This window comes from Acinetobacter sp. Ag2, from assembly GCF_001005515.1.
GTDB lineage: Bacteria > Pseudomonadota > Gammaproteobacteria > Pseudomonadales > Moraxellaceae > Acinetobacter > Acinetobacter bereziniae.
In genome coordinates this window covers 1-17032 of the sequence record NZ_LBNA01000043.1, presented here as the reverse complement: position 1 = coordinate 17032, position 17032 = coordinate 1, and the positions used below count along the sequence as shown (strand labels likewise).

The 17032-nt window shown below is 40.2% G+C and carries 14 protein-coding genes; 7 read left to right on the top strand and 7 right to left on the bottom strand.

Translation table 11 applies throughout. From position 1 onward, the window contains the following. Positions 1-48 precede the first annotated feature (48 nt). The 6 genes from adeK to sdsA form a co-directional block, all read right to left on the bottom strand. Positions 49-1503, bottom strand: coding sequence for a multidrug efflux RND transporter AdeIJK outer membrane channel subunit AdeK (gene adeK, locus AAV97_RS07405; protein WP_004828201.1), 1455 nt, complete (start codon positions 1501-1503; stop codon positions 49-51). Continuing rightward, positions 1503-4682 carry a multidrug efflux RND transporter permease subunit AdeJ gene (gene adeJ, locus AAV97_RS07400; protein WP_009585584.1) on the bottom strand — a complete coding sequence of 1060 codons (3180 nt, stop codon included), beginning with the start codon at positions 4680-4682 and terminating at the stop codon, positions 1503-1505. The genes adeK and adeJ overlap by 1 nt, the downstream gene beginning before the upstream one ends. A gap of 12 nt (positions 4683-4694) precedes the next feature. Continuing rightward, a complete protein-coding gene (locus AAV97_RS07395) occupies positions 4695-5960 on the bottom strand; it encodes an efflux RND transporter periplasmic adaptor subunit (protein ID WP_046760235.1) in 1266 nt (421 codons plus the stop codon). Next, positions 5960-6598, bottom strand: a complete 639-nt coding sequence (locus AAV97_RS07390; protein ID WP_009585614.1) for a phosphatase PAP2 family protein — start codon at positions 6596-6598, stop codon at positions 5960-5962. Before AAV97_RS07390 ends, AAV97_RS07395 begins: the two co-directional genes overlap by 1 nt. A gap of 158 nt (positions 6599-6756) precedes the next feature. Then, on the bottom strand, positions 6757-8811 hold the full coding sequence (locus AAV97_RS07385) for a site-specific recombinase (protein WP_026040307.1): 2055 nt from the start codon (positions 8809-8811) through the stop codon (positions 6757-6759). A 15-nt stretch (positions 8812-8826) separates the two neighbouring features. Further along, complete coding sequence (gene sdsA / locus AAV97_RS07380; protein WP_004828209.1) at positions 8827-9810, bottom strand: All-trans-nonaprenyl-diphosphate synthase; 984 nt, start codon at positions 9808-9810, stop codon at positions 8827-8829. Positions 9811-10229: 419 nt separating this feature from the next. Between sdsA and rplU the strand changes: the two genes are divergently transcribed. The 7 genes from rplU (at position 10230) to AAV97_RS07345 (ending at position 16211) form a co-directional block, all read left to right on the top strand. Further along, positions 10230-10541, top strand: a complete 312-nt coding sequence (gene rplU, locus AAV97_RS07375; protein WP_004828211.1) for a 50S ribosomal protein L21 — start codon at positions 10230-10232, stop codon at positions 10539-10541. A 19-nt stretch (positions 10542-10560) separates the two neighbouring features. Next, on the top strand, positions 10561-10815 hold the full coding sequence (gene rpmA, locus AAV97_RS07370; RefSeq protein ID WP_004828213.1) for a 50S ribosomal protein L27: 255 nt from the start codon (positions 10561-10563) through the stop codon (positions 10813-10815). A 230-nt stretch (positions 10816-11045) separates the two neighbouring features. Then, on the top strand, positions 11046-11741 hold the full coding sequence (gene lolA / locus AAV97_RS07365; protein WP_004828215.1) for an outer membrane lipoprotein chaperone LolA: 696 nt from the start codon (positions 11046-11048) through the stop codon (positions 11739-11741). A 244-nt stretch (positions 11742-11985) separates the two neighbouring features. After that, positions 11986-12813 carry an RsiV family protein gene (locus AAV97_RS07360; protein WP_081409726.1) on the top strand — a complete coding sequence of 276 codons (828 nt, stop codon included), beginning with the start codon at positions 11986-11988 and terminating at the stop codon, positions 12811-12813. 109 nt (positions 12814-12922) lie between these two features. Further along, positions 12923-14194: a serine--tRNA ligase gene (gene serS / locus AAV97_RS07355; protein ID WP_004828219.1), complete on the top strand. Its 1272-nt coding sequence runs from the start codon at positions 12923-12925 to the stop codon at positions 14192-14194. Positions 14195-14275: 81 nt separating this feature from the next. Further along, positions 14276-15649 carry a siroheme synthase CysG gene (gene cysG / locus AAV97_RS07350; protein WP_046760233.1) on the top strand — a complete coding sequence of 458 codons (1374 nt, stop codon included), beginning with the start codon at positions 14276-14278 and terminating at the stop codon, positions 15647-15649. An 82-nt stretch (positions 15650-15731) separates the two neighbouring features. Then, entirely contained in the window at positions 15732-16211 is a 480-nt protein-coding gene (locus tag AAV97_RS07345; protein ID WP_046760232.1) for a tRNA (cytidine(34)-2'-O)-methyltransferase, read from the top strand. A gap of 656 nt (positions 16212-16867) precedes the next feature. Here AAV97_RS07345 and AAV97_RS20840 read toward each other — a convergent pair. Further along, the coding region (locus AAV97_RS20840) for an ATP-binding protein (protein WP_265597204.1) at positions 16868-17032 on the bottom strand (165 nt) is incomplete at its 5' end.

The window sequence follows — 17032 nt, the reverse complement described above, 5'->3', positions numbered from 1 at the left end:
ATAAAAAAAGCCCACCGAAGTGAGCTTTTATGATCAATTTGATTTTACTTACTTTTTATCGTTTGGATGATATTTCAATTCAGACGAAGAAGCAGGCTGTGCAATTTGATCTGAAGTATTGGCTTTCAGACCACCACCTAAGGTTTTATACACTTCAATTTGATTGTTTAAATTGGCTTGTTCTAAAAGTAACAAACCTTGTTCAGCAGAATATGAAGTACGTTGCGCATCTAATACCGATAAGAAACTGTCAATACCTGCACGGAAACGGGCATTTGAAAGTTTATAGGTCGTATTGGTCGCATCAACCAAACGTTTCTGTGCAGATAGACGATCACCAATATTTTGACGTGTCGCTAAAGCATCATTCACTTCACGGAAAGCAGATTGAACAGATTTTTCATAATCAGACAACGCAATTTGTTGATCTGTTTCTGAAATTTTAATGTTCGCTTTACGAGTACCCCAATCCCATAGTGGAATATCAAGGCTAGGACCTAAAGACCATACGAATGAGCCAGATTTAAACAAATCACTTAAATCTGTCGACGCATAACCCGCAGAACCCGTCAAGCTAATGGTTGGGAATAAACGTGCTTTAGCAGCACCAATATTCGCACCCGCAGCTGAAAGTTTATATTCTGCTGCTTTAACATCAGGACGGTTGTTCAACAAGTCACTTGGCAAGCCAGCAGCAAATGCTGAATTTGTGGTAATACGTGTTACACGTTGTTTAGGCAGCAAATTATCAGGAACTGTTTGTCCCACAAGCAGGTTCAACAGGTTTTGAGCTTGAGCAATTTGAGTCTTATAGTTTGCAACATCATTTCGAGCAGTTTCAACGGAGATCTGTGCCTGACGAACAGGAACTTCACTGTCAATACCCACATCAAAACGTTTTTTGTTGAGGTTATAAGAATCGAGTTGAGCTTTGAGTGTTTGGTCAGCCAGTTTAAGTTGTGCTGTCGCAAAAGAATAATTTAACCAAGCCTGTGCAACTTGACCTATTAAGCTGATTTGCGTTGCATCACGTGCACTTGCAGTCGATAGATAAGTATCTAGTGCATTGTCTTTTAAACTTTTTACACGACCCCAAAAGTCCAACTCATAAGAAGTTACACCTAGACCAACGTTATAACGTGTCTGAGCACCCATGCCTTGGTCTTGACGTAAAACACCGCCACTTGCACCAATCGTAGGTAACTGATTGTTTTCAGTGATTTGATAAGCTTGTTGTGCACGTTGAATATTCAATGTTGCTGTACGTAAATCACGGTTGTTGGCTAAAGCAAGATCAAGCACTTGAAGCAAGCGTTGATCTGCAAAAAACTCTTTATAGCCTTGTGAAGCAATGGACGTACCCGTGCCATTATCAATATAACTCGTAGGTATGTTCGCTTGAGCTACCGGTTCTGGGCCACGCATGCTTTGACAAGCTGTCAAAGCAAGCGCAAGTGCAGATACCGCAATGCTACGACCTGAAATAGACCATACGTTTTGCATCACGATTTATGCTCCTGAATATTTTGATTTTTAGGTTTGTACTTAAAGATACTACGAATCCATACGAAGAATACAGGAATAAAGAAGATACCTAAAAGTGTTGAACTAATCACACCACCCAATACACCATATCCGACTGAGTGTTGGCTACCAGCGCCTGCACCTGTTGACAGAGCAAGAGGGAGTACACCGAAACCAAACGCCAAAGTTGTCATAATGATTGGACGTAAACGCATTTTTGCAGCATGCAATGTAGCTTCAAATAGCTCTTCGCCTTTTTCTTGCAACTCTTTCGCAAATTCTACAATCAAAATCGCATTCTTCGCAGACAAACCGATGACTGCAATGAGTGCCACTTGGAAGTAAATGTTATTGGAAAGATTTGGATCCCCTTTAATGATCATACCGAAATATGTCAATAACACCGCACCCAATACACCTAATGGAACCACAAGTAATACTGAGAATGGAATCGACCAGCTTTCATAGAGTGCTGCAAGACACAAGAATACAATCAATAATGAAAGCGCATACAAGAATGGTGCTTGAGCGCCAGACTCACGTTCTTCTAATGATAAACCTGTCCATTCATAGTCATAACCTGACAAGCCCATAGATGGTAATTTGGCAATGATTTCTTCCATTGCTGCCATCGCATCACCAGAGCTGACACCAGGGGCTGGCGTACCTTGAATGTTGACTGAGGCAACACCATTGTAACGTTCTAGACGAGGTGAACCATAAGTCCATTTGCCTGTTGCAAAAGCAGAGAATGGAACCATTTCACCTTTGCTATTACGCACATACCATTTGTTTAAGTCCTCAGGCATCATACGAGCATTCGCATCACCTTGGACATAAACTTTCTTCACACGACCACGGTCAACGAAGTCATTGATATAAGAACCACCCCAAGCCATGCTCATGGTTGAGTTGATATCAGCAATGCTTACACCCATCGCACCTGCTTGCGCTTGGTCGATTGTGATTTGATACTGAGGCGTATCTTCTTGACCATTTGGTCGTACACCGACAAGACGTTTGTCTTGTGACGCCATGCCCAAGATCGCATTACGAGCAGCAATCAGTTTGTCATGACCTTGACCACCTGGATCTTTTAACTGCAAGTTAAAACCAGCAGTTACACCTAATTCAGGCATTGCAGGCAATTGCAGTGGCATAACATATGATGCATCTTTGATGATCATGTTGAGTGCCATACCACGTTGAATGACTGCACCAATCTGTTGTTCAGGTGTTGTACGTTCTTCCCAATCTTTCAAACGAATGAAAGCAAGCCCCGCATTTTGACCGACCCCAGTGAAGGAGAAACCAGCCACACTAAATACAGATTTAACCGAATCTTTTTCTTTATTTAAGAAATAGTTGGTCATGGTATCAATGGTTTTACCAGTACGATCCAAGGTTGCATTTGGTGGTAATTGTACCAAGGTCATTACAATACCCTGATCTTCTTCAGGTAAGAATGAAGACGGCATTTTGATAAATACAGTGACCAATACACCAACGACAACAGCATAAATAATTCCTGAGAATATTTTATGGTGAGTCATGCGGTTTACACCATTTTGGTATTTTTCCGCAGTACGATCAAAAGCATTGTTAAACCAACGGAAGAAACGTGCAAAGATGTTATTGCTTTGTTCTTTGTTTGGATCATGCTGTTTCAAAATAGTCGCACACAGTGCAGGCGTAAATGTTAAAGCAACAATTAATGAAAGCACCATCGCAGTCACGAGCGTGATCGAGAATTGTCGATAAATTACACCTGTTGTACCCCCAAAGAATGCCATTGGAACGAATACAGCAGTCAATACTGAGGTAATACCTACCAATGCACCAGAAATCTGTTTCATTGAAAGTTCTGTGGCAGTGACTGGATCTAGATGATCTTCCTGCATGACCCGTTCAACGTTTTCGACCACAACGATGGCATCATCCACCAAGAGACCAATCGCCAGAACCATCGCAAACATGGTCAGTGTATTGATTGAGAATCCAAATAGATTGATGATAGCAAAGGTACCCAACACAACCACTGGAACAGCCATTGTTGGAATAATCGTTGCGCGCCAGTTCTGTAAGAACAAGAACATGACAAAGAATACAAGAATAACCGCTTCGATTAAGGTATGAACCACACTTTCAATCGACAGTTGAATAAACGGCGTTGTATCAAATGCCAATTCATCTTTCATGCCAGCAGGGTAGTTCTTACGTAAATCAACCAAACGTGCTTCAACTGCTTTCGCTGTATCTAATGCATTGGCACCCGTCGCAAGTTTAATTGCAACACCGCCAGCAGGTTTACCATTGTACTTCGAGTCAAACTGATAGTTGTCCGCACCTAATTCAACACGAGCAACATCACCTAAACGTACTTGAGCACCATCACTGGTATTTTTCAAGAAGATGTTTTTAAACTGTTCAGGTGTGGTCAACATGCTTTGCGCATTAACCGTTGCGTTCAGCACTTGCCCATCAACAGATGGCGCGCCACCTAATTGACCTACAGCAACCTGTGAGTTTTGTGCACGAATTGCTGCTGCAACATCACTCGGTGTAAGCCCTAAACTTGTTAATTTTGCAGGATCAAGCCAAATACGCATCGCATATGAACCACCAAACACTTGCACTTCACCCACACCCGCCACACGGCTTAATGGTTCTGAAATGTTTGAGTTTACATAGTCCTTAATGTCATTTGCAGAAAGGCTGTCTTGTGTAGAATAGAATGCAAGTACCTGTAAGAAACTTGCGCCAGACTTGGTCACTTTCACACCTTGACGTTGTACATCTTCAGGCAAAAGCGCAGTTGCTGACTGTAATTTGTTTTGTACTTGAACTTGGGCGATATCTGGATCGACACCTTGTTCAAAGTTTAATTGGATTGACGCCTGACCGTTACCCGCACTGTTAGATGAGATGTAACGTAAGCCATCCAAGCCATTCATTTGTTGTTCGATAATCTGTGTAACTGTATTCTCAACAGTTTCAGCAGATGCACCTGGATATGTCGCAGAAATGGTGACAGTCGGTGGTGCAATCGTCGGATATTGTGCAATGGGCATTTTTGTCAGCGTGAGTACACCCGCTAACATAATGACTAATGCAATTACCCATGCAAAAATCGGACGATGAATAAAGAATTGAGCCATTCAGTCTACCCCTTAAGCATGTGAAGTAGATTTTTGTTCACTGTTTTTTTCTTGCTGAGCCGCAGGTTGAGCAGCTGTTGCTGGTTTAGGCGCAGCTTGTCCAGGTTGAGCTTCAGCTTTTGGTTGATAAGGTTTAGCAACCACTTCCTGTTCAGGTTTAACTTTCGCGATACCATCAACAATGACTTTATCACCTGTATTTAAACCTTGAGTGACGATCCAATCTTTGCCATGAACACCTGCAGTTGTGATTGGACGACTTTCAACAGCACCTTTTGCATTGACAATCATTGCAATGGCTTGACCTGTTGGCGTACGTGTAATCGCAGCTTGCGGAACCAAGTAAGCATTTGGAATCACACCCTGTACGATTTGCGCGTTGGCAAACATACCTGGCAATAACAAGTGATTTGGATTTGAGAACACAGCACGTAGGGTCACCGAACCTGTTTCTGGGTTTACACTTGCGTCAGAAAATGCCAGATTTCCTTCGACAGGGTAGTAACTACCATCTTCAAGTTTTAAGCGTACTTTTGTGTTGTTACTGCGATCAATGCTACCTTGACTCAACTGTTGACGTAGACGTAACAACTCAGCACTTGATTGGCTGATGTCTACGTAAATTGGATCAAGTTGTTGAATTGTCACTAAAGCATTTGCCTGATTGGCTGTGACTAAAGCACCAGCAGTAACAGATGAACGACCTGATTGACCAGAAATAGGCGAACGAACAGTTGAATAGCCTAGGTCAATTTGTGCATTTTTAACAGTCGCATTTGAAGCAGCAATATCTGCTTCTGCAAGTTTTATTTGAGCAAGTAAGTCATCATATTCTTGTTTAGACACGGCGTTAATGCCAACAAGTTGGCGATAACGATTTGCTTTCACTTGTAATGAATTTAAATTCGCTTGCTGACGTACTAAAGCTGCTTTTGCATTGTCTAAGTTTGCACGGTTAACTCTCGAATCAATCTCGTAAAGAGGTTGACCTTCACGAACAAAACTACCTTCCGTAAACAAACGTTTTAAAATCACACCATTTGTTTGCGGACGAACTTCAGATATTTGATATGCTGAAGTACGACCAGAAAGTTCTACAGTTTGTTCAACGCTTTGTGGTTGAGCAACAATGACACCAACTTCAGTCGGCGGCATTTTTTGGGCAGCACCACCAGCTTCTTGTGCTGATTTAGGATCTTTGCTGCAACCTACAAGTGCAATACTTGTTGCGAGAGCACAAGCAGTAAGGGCAGGAGCCCAAAGCTTTGCCGACATCATTATTCCACCTCGTTTAGATTCTTATCTAAAAATAATTTGTTCTGACTTAACGTTTCTGGTGTCAATATGAACCATAAAATAGCAGCCCATATGAAACCTATACCCCATCCAGTGAGTACATCAGTTGGGAAATGTGCTCCCAGATAAATTCTAGAGACCCCCATGCTTAGAAACCATAAAAAGCCCGCCAAGCCAATCCATTTAACGTGGTGATGCTTTTGAAATATAAACATAATCGAACAACATACAATAGCAGCATAAATACTGTGAGCACTGGGAAATGAAGCACCATAGGTTTGCACCATCTGGTAGATTTCATCAGGTCGTGGGCGATTGACTAGATATTTAATTATCCAACCAATCGCTGAAGCACCAAGTAACCCAATACTGATCATCAGTATGTTTGCATACTGTTTTAGGCGTATGAAATATACATTACATAGCCCTGCAATCACGATCATTGACGGTAAGCCGCCTAGATAGGATAGGCTAAGCGCAATACCATTTAAAAAATCTAAACGGTGTGAACTCATCCATACAACACTTGATAAATCAAATAGTTGTACTTGGTTTATGGTTAAACCAATACTCCCAATAAGTAAACTTATACAGCCAATAAGGAGCAATACATAAGGCATAAAATGACCTAGAGTATAAAAACATGTACGTTAAGTTTATTTAATGCACTGAAGTGTACTCGCCAGTACACTTTTTTTCAAGTGAGTAAAATTAGGTAATTTATACTAATTTCTTTTTGTAAAATATTTGACATTTTGCACAAAAAATAACAAAAAGTTTAGTGATTTAGTTTGTTTTGTGGTGTTGCTTCGTCTTCAAGCTGTAACGGTTGTTTTGGTGGCCAGAAAAAATCAATTGGGCGCGTTGAAAAATGGGTAAATATAAGTTTTGCCAAAGGTTTCCATTGGGAAAAGCGCACTTGCCTTGCTCGGAGTGCAACGATAATCGTTAAAGTAAAACTTACAAATAAGTTGGTTAAACCGATACATAAAACACCCAGAAAAGAAACGATAATCAAACCGATATCTGGAGAGCCATTAATCGTCATTAAACCTTGAATAAAGTTTGCAGATGCAAAAGCAATATGGCGAATATCTAAAGGTAAACCCAAGATAAAACCAATGGTTCCCATGCTTCCAAGCATGATACCAAAGAGGAAATTACCTGCCAGTGCACCCAAATTGCGTTCAACATAATCCGCAAATTTATTGAGTCGTTCCTGTCCTAAAAATTTCTTCCATTTGGTGTGAGCTTTCAGGCGTGGTCCGACCTTGCGATAAACCGACATATTGTCGAAATATCCAGCAATTAATCCCGATAAAAATAAACAAACACCGGCAATTGCTGCATGTGGAATGGCAAGGGAGGTAAACGGATTCAAGCTATGCAGTAAAGTCGTGGCTTTGGCATGTGTGAGCAAAGGTTCATCCATTGCCAATTGCCATAAATAGGTGATGAGTGCAGCTGTTGGTATTGCAATCGAAATATTGCCTAAAATCGCAATAAACTGAGTGCGAATAATATTAATAATCAGACCTGCAAGTTCTGCGATTTGTGCCGTTTTTGATCCTTTTTGATGCTGTACTGTCGAGGCAAGTGCTGCAGCAGTCATTGCTGGTTGTTTGGTGGCAACCGTAAAGTGTAAAACATGAATTAGAATAAAACCCAGTGAATAATTCATGCTATACAGAAAAGCATGCATAAAAGGCGCGAGTACTAAACGTGCAGAGAGGATTTTAAGGGTTGCCATTGTGGCAATGATCACACCAGCACCTGCTGCTGCTTGATACATACCCAAGAAGCCTTTTTTATCAGTACTTACGTAATGTTCGCCTGTTTTGCTGGCATTTTCTGTAACTTGTAGAGCAATCAATTCACTATTGGTTTTGAGTAAATCACGAACACTCGTTTCACTATAATGCGCATCAACCAAGTCAGTCAGTAGTTCTCCACACAATGCATAACGAATCTGATCATCTTCTACCAAAAGATTCAATAATAGTTCTATACGATCCAAACATTGTTCAAGCAGTGACAATAAATAGGTCAAACTTAGACTGACACCAATTCGCTTAATTGCTCGACGAACTTTGAACACCACATCACGACACTGTTCAATCATCACCAAGGCTTGATCTGCATCTGGTGGAACAGTGACAGCATATTGATCCTGATCGCGGTGTTGTTTTTTATAAGCTTCTATAAATTCAACGATTTCACGGTTTTGGACTAAAAATGGAGATTCATATTCCTGTAATTCAGGATAAGCATTGATAAACTCTGGATATAAACCAATACCACTAATACGGTAGGAGAGTACGGTAATCGCTTTAATTATATCGCGTTTAATACCAAGTTTATCATTGCTATAACGATGCCCTTGATTGAGAAGTTGAAATAACTGTTTCCAATGCGCTGAATCAATATTTTCAAGCCAATATTTATCACTGCGTTGATAAAAAACCTTACCGACTAAATCTTTTAGTTCTGTTTCATCAGGTAATAAAGGAAGAAAGTGAGCACCAATACGTTGCCCAAGCTGATTCCAGAAACCATCTAAGGATAATATGCCACTGTCGGCATATAGCCCGGCTTGTTTGTAATGATTGACTAGCTTGAGTAAGTAACCTTGAAATGCTGAAGATGCATTAGGCGTAATGAGTAGAGATTGAATTAATGAATTGAATTTATTTTCAATTTCTTCTAGGTTACGTGTGTCATTGGGTCTGATCCGTTTGACTAGCTCGATTAAAATATCAGGATTTGGAACAACTTTGGGATCATCAAGTTGTTCCTGCATAAGGAGAAAAAGATCATTAAAATGTATATGCATAGGCCTTGTTAAATTCTATTGAATGCGATGTAAGGCAAGTTGCGCCAAGTTATACAATGCTTGACGGTATTTAGATTCAGGTAAATGACTCAGTGCTTGGATCGCAGCTTGTGTTTCTTCATTTGCACGGCGACTACAATAATCTAAAGCACCAGAAGTTTGAACGATTTGAATCACACGTTCTAAATCTGCTGTCCCGCCAGTTGCAATACTCTTACGAATAATTTCGTGTTCTTCGCCTTGTGTATTCGCTAAAGCAGAGATTAAAGGTAAAGTTGGTTTTCCTTCCATCAAATCATCACCAATATTTTTACCTAATGTTTCAGCGTCAGAGGTATAGTCTAAAATATCATCGATGATTTGGAAGGCATTGCCAAAATGTCCAGCAAAAAGACGGAGTGGCTCACGATATTGAGGTTGACCAGCAAGAATAGCAGCGCCTTCTGTTGCTAATTCAAATAAACGTGAAGTTTTACCGTGAATAATATCTAAATATGTTTGTTCTGTGGTTTCAGGTTGATGTTGTGCCTGAAGTTGTAAAACTTCACCTTCAGCAATTTCACAGGTTCCTGTCGAAAAATCTTTTAACAACACCATATTGTCCAGATCAACCAGCAAGTCAAATGCACGTGAAATCAGGAAGTCACCTACTAAAACTGCTGTTTGGTTATTCCATGTTGCGTTTGCAGTTGGACGACCACGACGCAAACCTGACTCATCAACGACATCATCGTGAACCAATGTTGCCGTGTGCAACATTTCAATAATGGCAGCCAGTTTACGGTAGGGCTCCATTTGCGTGTCTGTTGCACCGCAAGCTTTTGCTGCAAGTAAACACATAATGGGGCGCATACGTTTTCCGCCAGCTTCAACCACATGCTTACTGACCGCCATCACCAAAGCAACTTTTGAGGTAATCCCTTCATTAATAAACTTGTCCATCGCAGCAAAGTCTGTTGCAACAGGAGCGAGAATATCTTGCTTAAAGTCGATGGTCATCGGGTGGGAGCCTCATGCAAATGCGTTATAAGTCGTTAGTGTAACAATGAATATGTCTGAATGTTGCTTTTGGAAGCAGACATCGTGCCTGAATCTTAATGATTTGTTCTTTAATTGTCCAAAAAAGCATAAAACATTAAATATTCTGCACGTTGTTGTTTTGAGCTACATAGTAGCGGATTTGTTTTAAAAATCTATTTCAATTTAATAAAAAAATTCACATATTCAAGGGCTAAACCTTAAAAAAAAGTGATTATTGCGATTAATTTGTAGGCAATGTTAATATTTCATGAAAATGACTTGTTGTTTAATTCATTATCACTTAAAATCTTTGCCCTTGTATAACCCCCAGTGGCGTTCGTTTTAAGATCGATATATTCCTTTATCGGCACGACGACACGGGCAAGTTGGAGTACGTTATGTACGCAGTAATCCAAAGCGGTGGTAAACAGCACCGTGTTGTTGAGGGTGAAACCCTTAAAGTTGAATTGTTGAAAGCTGAAACAGGCGCAACGATTACATTTGATGATGTATTAATGGTTGTGAATGGCGAAAGCATTCAAATCGGTGCTCCAGTTGTAGCTGGCGCAAAAGTAACTGCAGAAGTGGTTGGTCACGGTCGTCATGACAAAATCCGTATTATTAAAATGCGTCGTCGTAAGCACTACCGTAAGCAACAAGGTCACCGTCAATGGTTTACCGAGTTGAAAATTACTGCGATCGCAGGTTAATCACTAGGAGTATAGAGACATGGCAACTAAAAAAGCCGGTGGTTCGACTAAAAACGGTCGTGATTCGAACCCTAAAATGTTAGGTGTTAAAATGTACGGTGGTCAAGCTGTGACTGCTGGTAACATTATCGTTCGTCAACGTGGTACAGAATTCCACGCTGGTGCAAACGTAGGTATGGGTCGTGACCATACTTTATTTGCTACTGCTGACGGCGTAATCAAATTTGAAGTGAAAGGTCAATTTGGCCGTCGCTATGTATCTGTTGAAGTGTAAGCTTTAATGGTTCAAAAAAGCCCGCTTAATTGCGGGCTTTTTTATGTTCAATTGTTGCTTAAAATTAAATTTATTCTTCATCATGATGAATAGTTTTCTACATATTGCACTAATAACAATACAAAACTTCTTATTTTCTCAATTATTACTGACATGATTTAGTTTAAGATAGGTCATCTAAATAACATCCTGCATGCAGTTTGATATGCAGACATAGTAAAGGTGAACATATGAATATGCTTCGTAAAACGATGGGTGCAGTAGCCGTAGGTGCAGCTCTGCTTGCGCCAGTCATGAGCACAACAGTTTTTGCAGCGACTGCTGCGTCGGAGCAACAAGCGACAGCAAACCTTGTCAAACAGCTCAGTGGCGTAAAAAGCTTTACTGCTAATTTTGAACAAACCACCAAAGCAACACAAGCGGGTAAAGCTGTACAGAAAAAAGGCTTAACCGCCCAGCATATGAACCAGACCTTTAAAGGGACGATGAAAGTCGAGCGCCCAGGAAAGTTCTATTGGGAAACGACAACGCCTGCAAAACAGACGATCGTGACTGCTGGACGTACTGTATGGATTTATGATCCTGATCTACAACAAGCCGTTAGACAGAGCTTAGATGAGCAAGTGGCAAATACGCCTGCATTGTTATTAAGTGGAAATACCCAGCAGATTCAAAAAGCGTATCGAATCACTCAGCCAGATGCAGGTAAAACCTATTACACGCTTTATCCTAAGCAAAAAGATGGGGCTTTCCAAAGCTTAACGATAAGTTTTGGGGCTAAAAATGCACCGACACTGATGATCTTGCAAGATTCATTGGGGCAAACCACTACTGTACGTTTTAACAATGTCAATGTAAATGCTGCAATTCCTGCTTCAACTTTTAATTTTGTGCCTCCTAAGGGGACAGATATTATTGATCAATAAGCAATTTTTTTTGCAACAAGAAGCAACCTTTGGGTTGCTTTTTTATTTATTCATGCGTGAACAAAGTCAAAATAAATAAGCTGTGATGCCCCTTGTAAAGTGAGACCTTAGAAATATATGAGCTTTATCTATGTTGGATTGAGATCAAAAAAATAAAGCGATTTTTCGAGTAAAATGTTGGTCATTAACAATTATGAATATTAATTTGAAATTTCTAGTTTTATGATAAAAGAAATCTCTAATTATGCTTTATGACATGGTAATGCAAGTGAATTTAAAAACAGGATTGGTTGTATCAGCACTATTTTCAGTCTTACTGATCGCTACAGGTTGTCAAGAAAAGCCTGCTCCTCAGGCAGAACAAACTGGGACAAGTACTGCAAAATCGACGCAAATTCCATTGATCCAAGCAAAAGTTCAACGTGTTGATGGTATTAAAAAGCAGTTCTGTGATGAAGAGGGCTGTACTCAATACGATTTGCAGAGCGTAAAAAGCAATGTACCTTGGATTGAAGATTATTTTCTAAATCGAATTAAAAAAGATGTACCTGGCGCGTTTGAGAAAGACCAAGGTCATGCTTCAGCCGAAAGCGAAGCGCAGACATCTCCAAAAGGGCTCAATCAAAATTCAATTTATGTGCGTTTTATCTCTCAACAAAATAATTTAGCCACTTTTGTGATTCAAACCTATACCTATGCAGCAGGAGCTGCGCATGGAATGTATCATAATGAATATGTGACCTTTGATTTAAGCACACAAAAGCGCTTGGCGCTTACCGATATTTTAAAACCGAATGTCGAAGCCAAAGTTGCAGAGCAACTTTATGATGCTAACTCTAATTGGTTGATTCAAAAGGATATTACGCGTGATAAGTTGCAATTGAGCGATAATTATTATTACGGTGTAAATGGAATTGTCTTTGTTTATCCATTGTATGAATTAACCTCTTATGCAGAAGGCATGCCAGAGTTAAAACTACCATATCAAACGGCGAAAGATTTGATTAAACCCGAATACTTACCAAGTTTACCTCAGGTTGAAGCAGAGACAGATAAACCAGCAACATCATAAATATGTTGTCAAATCATACAATTCACAATGCTAACACGCTCTGTCACTGTATTTTTTGCAGTGAAGAGCTTACACTATAGCCAGTTTTTTTCTTAACTTTAGATTGACTATGATCGACCCAAAATTAATCCGAAATAATATCGAGGCAGTTAATTTAGCCTTGGCAAAACGTGGTGTGCAACTGAATGTTGAAGAATGGGCATCACTAGAAGCCCGCCGTAAAGAAATTCAGTCTAGAACTGAAAACTTACAAGCGGAACGTAATTCGGGTGCGAAACAAGTTGGTCAAATCAAAAAATCCGGCGGGGATGCTTCTGAAATCATGGCACGTATGGGTGCGATTGGTGATGAAATCAAAGCAGCTGAAGTAGAATTAAATGAACTTCAGGCTGAGCTTGAAGCAAAATTGATGTCTATTCCAAATTTACCACATGAGTCTGTACCAGAAGGTAAAGATGAAAGTGATAATGTCGAAATCCTGAAATGGGGAACGCCACGTCAATTTGATTTCGAGATTAAAGATCATACTGATCTTGGCGAAATGATGGGCGGCTTAGAGTTTGAAACTGCGACAAAACTGACTGGTACACGTTTTAGTGTGCTCAAAGGTCCTTTGGCGCGTTTACAACGTGCGTTAACCCAATTCATGTTGGATACTCATACGCTTAAAAATGGTTATACCGAAGCTTATGTCCCTTATCTTGTTAATGCTGATTCATTGCGTGGAACAGGGCAATTACCTAAATTTGAAGAAGACTTATTCAAATTACAAGGTGAGAAAGAATACTATTTGATTCCGACGGCTGAGGTTCCTGTAACCAACTTTGTTCGTAATGAAATTATTGATGCTGATCGTTTACCTCTGAAGTATGCAGCACATACACCATGTTTCCGCAGTGAAGCAGGTTCATATGGTCGTGATACTCGTGGTTTGATTCGTCAGCACCAATTTGACAAAGTTGAAATGGTTCAAATCGTTAAGCCTGAAGACTCAATGGATGCTTTGGAAGCGTTGACTGGACATGCCGAAGGCATTTTACAAGCATTGGGCTTACCGTATCGTAAAATCGTTTTATGTGGCGGAGATATGGGCTTTGGCGCATGTAAAACTTATGACTTAGAAGTTTGGGTACCAAGTCAAAACACTTACCGTGAGATCTCTTCTTGTTCAAATATGTGGGACTTCCAAGCACGTCGTATGATGGCTCGTTATCGTGCAGACCAAAAGAAAACTGAACTGGTGCATACCTTGAATGGTTCTGGTTTGGCTGTGGGGCGTACCTTGTTGGCGGTGATGGAAAATTATCAACGTGCGGATGGCTCTATCGAAGTACCAGAAGTATTACGTCCGTACATGGCTGGTGCAACATTCATCGATTAAGCAATGATTTGCTGATCAATGTGTGAGTTATGTGCATAAATATTGCTTAGTACAATCAGATTTGAACTTTTGAGGAACACTGTGGAAATTTTCCCAATTTCATTAAAATTGCAAGGGCAACCTTGTCTGATTGTTGGTGGTGGGCATATTGCCTACCGCAAAGCGGTATTATTGGCTAAATCGGGTGCAGTTATTTATGTGATTGCCCCTGACATAGAAGCAGAGCTTTTAGCGCTCGTACATTCTACGCATGGGCAATATCATCCAGAAAAATTTAATCTACAACTCAGCCTAAGTCATTATCGCTTGGTGATTGCGGCAACCAATGATAAAGCTGTAAACCAAGCTGTTTTTGAGCGTTGTGAAGATCTCAATATATTGGTCAATAGTGTAGATGATCCTCCGCATTGTCGTTTTATGGTGCCTGCCATTATTGATCGTTCACCGTTGGTTATTTCAATTGCGACTAATGGTGCTTCTCCGGTTCTTTCCAGACAAATTCGCACTCAACTTGAAGCTGCTATTCCACATGGGATGGGGAAGCTTGCTGATTTTTCTGGAAAATGGCGTAAAGCAGTGAAAGAACAGATCATCAATCCAGATGAGCGTCGTATTTTTTGGGAAGACTTATATGCCAGCCCTTTAAAAGAGCAGGTGTTTAATGACAACTTGATCGAGGCAGATCGCCTGATTGAGCAAGCCTTGGGTAAATGGCAAAAGCCAAAAGGTGAAGTGTATTTGGTCGGAGCAGGACCAGGTGATCCTGAGCTTTTAACATTAAAAGCATTGAGACTCATGCAGCAAGCAGATGTGATTATTTACGACCGCTTGGTTTCACCGCCCATATTAGAGTTATGTCGCCGTGATGCTGAAAAGATATATGTCGGTAAAGCACGATCAAATCATTCAGTACCTCAAGATGGAATCAACGCTTTGCTGGTCAAATATGCTGCTGAAGGTAAGCGTGTATGCCGTTTGAAAGGTGGTGATCCATTTATTTTTGGGCGTGGTGGTGAAGAAATCCAAGAGCTTTTCGCTGCAAATATAGCCTTTCAGGTCGTACCTGGTGTAACAGCAGCATCGGGGTGTTCTGCTTATGCAGGAATTCCACTGACACACCGAGATTATGCACAGAGTGTGCGGTTTTTGACAGGGCATCTCAAAGAAGGTTCACCTGAGTTACCATGGCGTGAGTTGGTCTATGAAAATCAAACACTGGTTTTATATATGGGCTTGGTTGGATTGGAAAAAATTTGTGAAAATTTGATTGCACATGGTCAACGTCCAAATATGCCAGTGGCTTTAATTTCTAAAGGTACGACACCTGATCAAAAAGTCGTGGTTGGAACTTTGGCCGACATTGCATCAAAAGTTGAAGAAAATCATATACAAGCACCTACCTTAACCATTATTGGTGAGGTGGTGAGTTTGCGTGAACAGTTACAGTGGCAATAAAATCTTTCTAATCTTTTGTTGATGAAAGAGTTATTCTCTTTTTTAAGTATTTAGGTTGGATTTTGAAAAGTAGAGATCTCCCGTGATTCATGTTGTTTTATACGAACCTGAAATTCCTGCAAATACAGGGAATATCATTCGTTTATGTGCTAATACTGGTGCACAATTACATCTTGTCAAACCTTTGGGTTTTGAGCTAGATGATAAGAAGTTGCGTCGTGCTGGTTTGGATTATCATGAATGGGCACATATGAAAGTTTGGGAAAACTTTGCAGAATGTTTGGTACATTTAAAGGATCAAGGGATTGACCTTGATGCGATTTATCCTTTGACGACCAAAGGCACTGAGACACCACATACCTCGGATTTAAATCGTCCTGTTGCTTTGCTAATGGGACCAGAAACACGTGGTTTACCTGAAGATGTCAGATTGATGTTTCCTCAGCAACATTGGATTCGTTTACCTATGGCACCGAATTCACGCAGTTTAAATTTATCTAATGCAACTGCGGTGATTCTTTATGAAGCATGGCGTCAGCAAGATTTTAAAGAGCTGAAATAAATATTTTACCCATCGAGCCGATGGGTTTTTATTCATATTCATTTATGATTGCTTTTTTGGTCAGATCAAGGAAATCTGACTTGAATAAACGATTTCATCCGATTGGGATTTGCCTTTTTAGTCCCTAATTCGAATATTTAACCTGAGCTTGATGTATTTAAATCTTCAACTCATTGAAAAATAATAAATCTTTATGGGGGCTTGCTGCGTTTTCATCAAATTTTAGGATGAGGAGCGGAGCTCCGCAAGCGCAACCATCAATAGCGTTTCATTTCTCTTGATCAATAAAATGAAAGCGATCAATAGATTGTTTGATGATCTAAAGCTTGCACTGCCACGCTTTACTTCTAAAGTTTAAATTGTTTTGCGTAGGCGATGTCTCACTTTTCAGAGATGAAAAGTGACAAAAATCTTTCGTTGAGCGAGGGGTACATCCTCATACCCCCGCTCAACATGGCGACATCCATGTCGCCTCACGATCGCAAGACCATCTATGATTCACAAAGTACAAAATAAATGAATCATCCAAATCACTTGTATGAATAGTCAGGCGGTTTGACTGTATCATCTTTCATCAAGGATTTTTATCTAACTCAGGTTAATTTATCCTTGCCAGAAATCAATCAATTTCTAGCAATACTTTTGCTCAGCGTCGCTTATTCATGGCGCTCAATTTGGATGGTAAAAACACTATTCGAATCTTTATTTTGATATCTAATCGTGCCCTGATGAGCAATCACAATCGCGTGTACCACAGCCAGCCCTAAACCAGTTCCACCAAACTCTTTATTTCTCGACTGTTCTAATCTAAAAAATGGATC

Excerpts from the sequence above, each read along its gene's own strand:
- rpmA (WP_004828213.1), top strand. The coding sequence starts at position 10,561 with ATGGCAACTAAAAAAGCCGGTGGTTCGACTAAAAACGGTCGTGATTCG.
- lolA (WP_004828215.1), top strand. The coding sequence starts at position 11,046 with ATGAATATGCTTCGTAAAACGATGGGTGCAGTAGCCGTAGGTGCAGCT.
- AAV97_RS07360 (WP_081409726.1), top strand. The coding sequence starts at position 11,986 with ATGCTTTATGACATGGTAATGCAAGTGAATTTAAAAACAGGATTGGTT.
- adeK (WP_004828201.1), bottom strand. The coding sequence starts at position 1,503 with ATGCAAAACGTATGGTCTATTTCAGGTCGTAGCATTGCGGTATCTGCA.
- serS (WP_004828219.1), top strand. The coding sequence starts at position 12,923 with ATGATCGACCCAAAATTAATCCGAAATAATATCGAGGCAGTTAATTTA.
- sdsA (WP_004828209.1), bottom strand. The coding sequence starts at position 9,810 with ATGACCATCGACTTTAAGCAAGATATTCTCGCTCCTGTTGCAACAGAC.
- AAV97_RS07395 (WP_046760235.1), bottom strand. The coding sequence starts at position 5,960 with ATGATGTCGGCAAAGCTTTGGGCTCCTGCCCTTACTGCTTGTGCTCTC.
- rplU (WP_004828211.1), top strand. The coding sequence starts at position 10,230 with ATGTACGCAGTAATCCAAAGCGGTGGTAAACAGCACCGTGTTGTTGAG.
- AAV97_RS07385 (WP_026040307.1), bottom strand. The coding sequence starts at position 8,811 with ATGCATATACATTTTAATGATCTTTTTCTCCTTATGCAGGAACAACTT.
- adeJ (WP_009585584.1), bottom strand. The coding sequence starts at position 4,682 with ATGGCTCAATTCTTTATTCATCGTCCGATTTTTGCATGGGTAATTGCA.
- AAV97_RS07390 (WP_009585614.1), bottom strand. The coding sequence starts at position 6,598 with ATGCCTTATGTATTGCTCCTTATTGGCTGTATAAGTTTACTTATTGGG.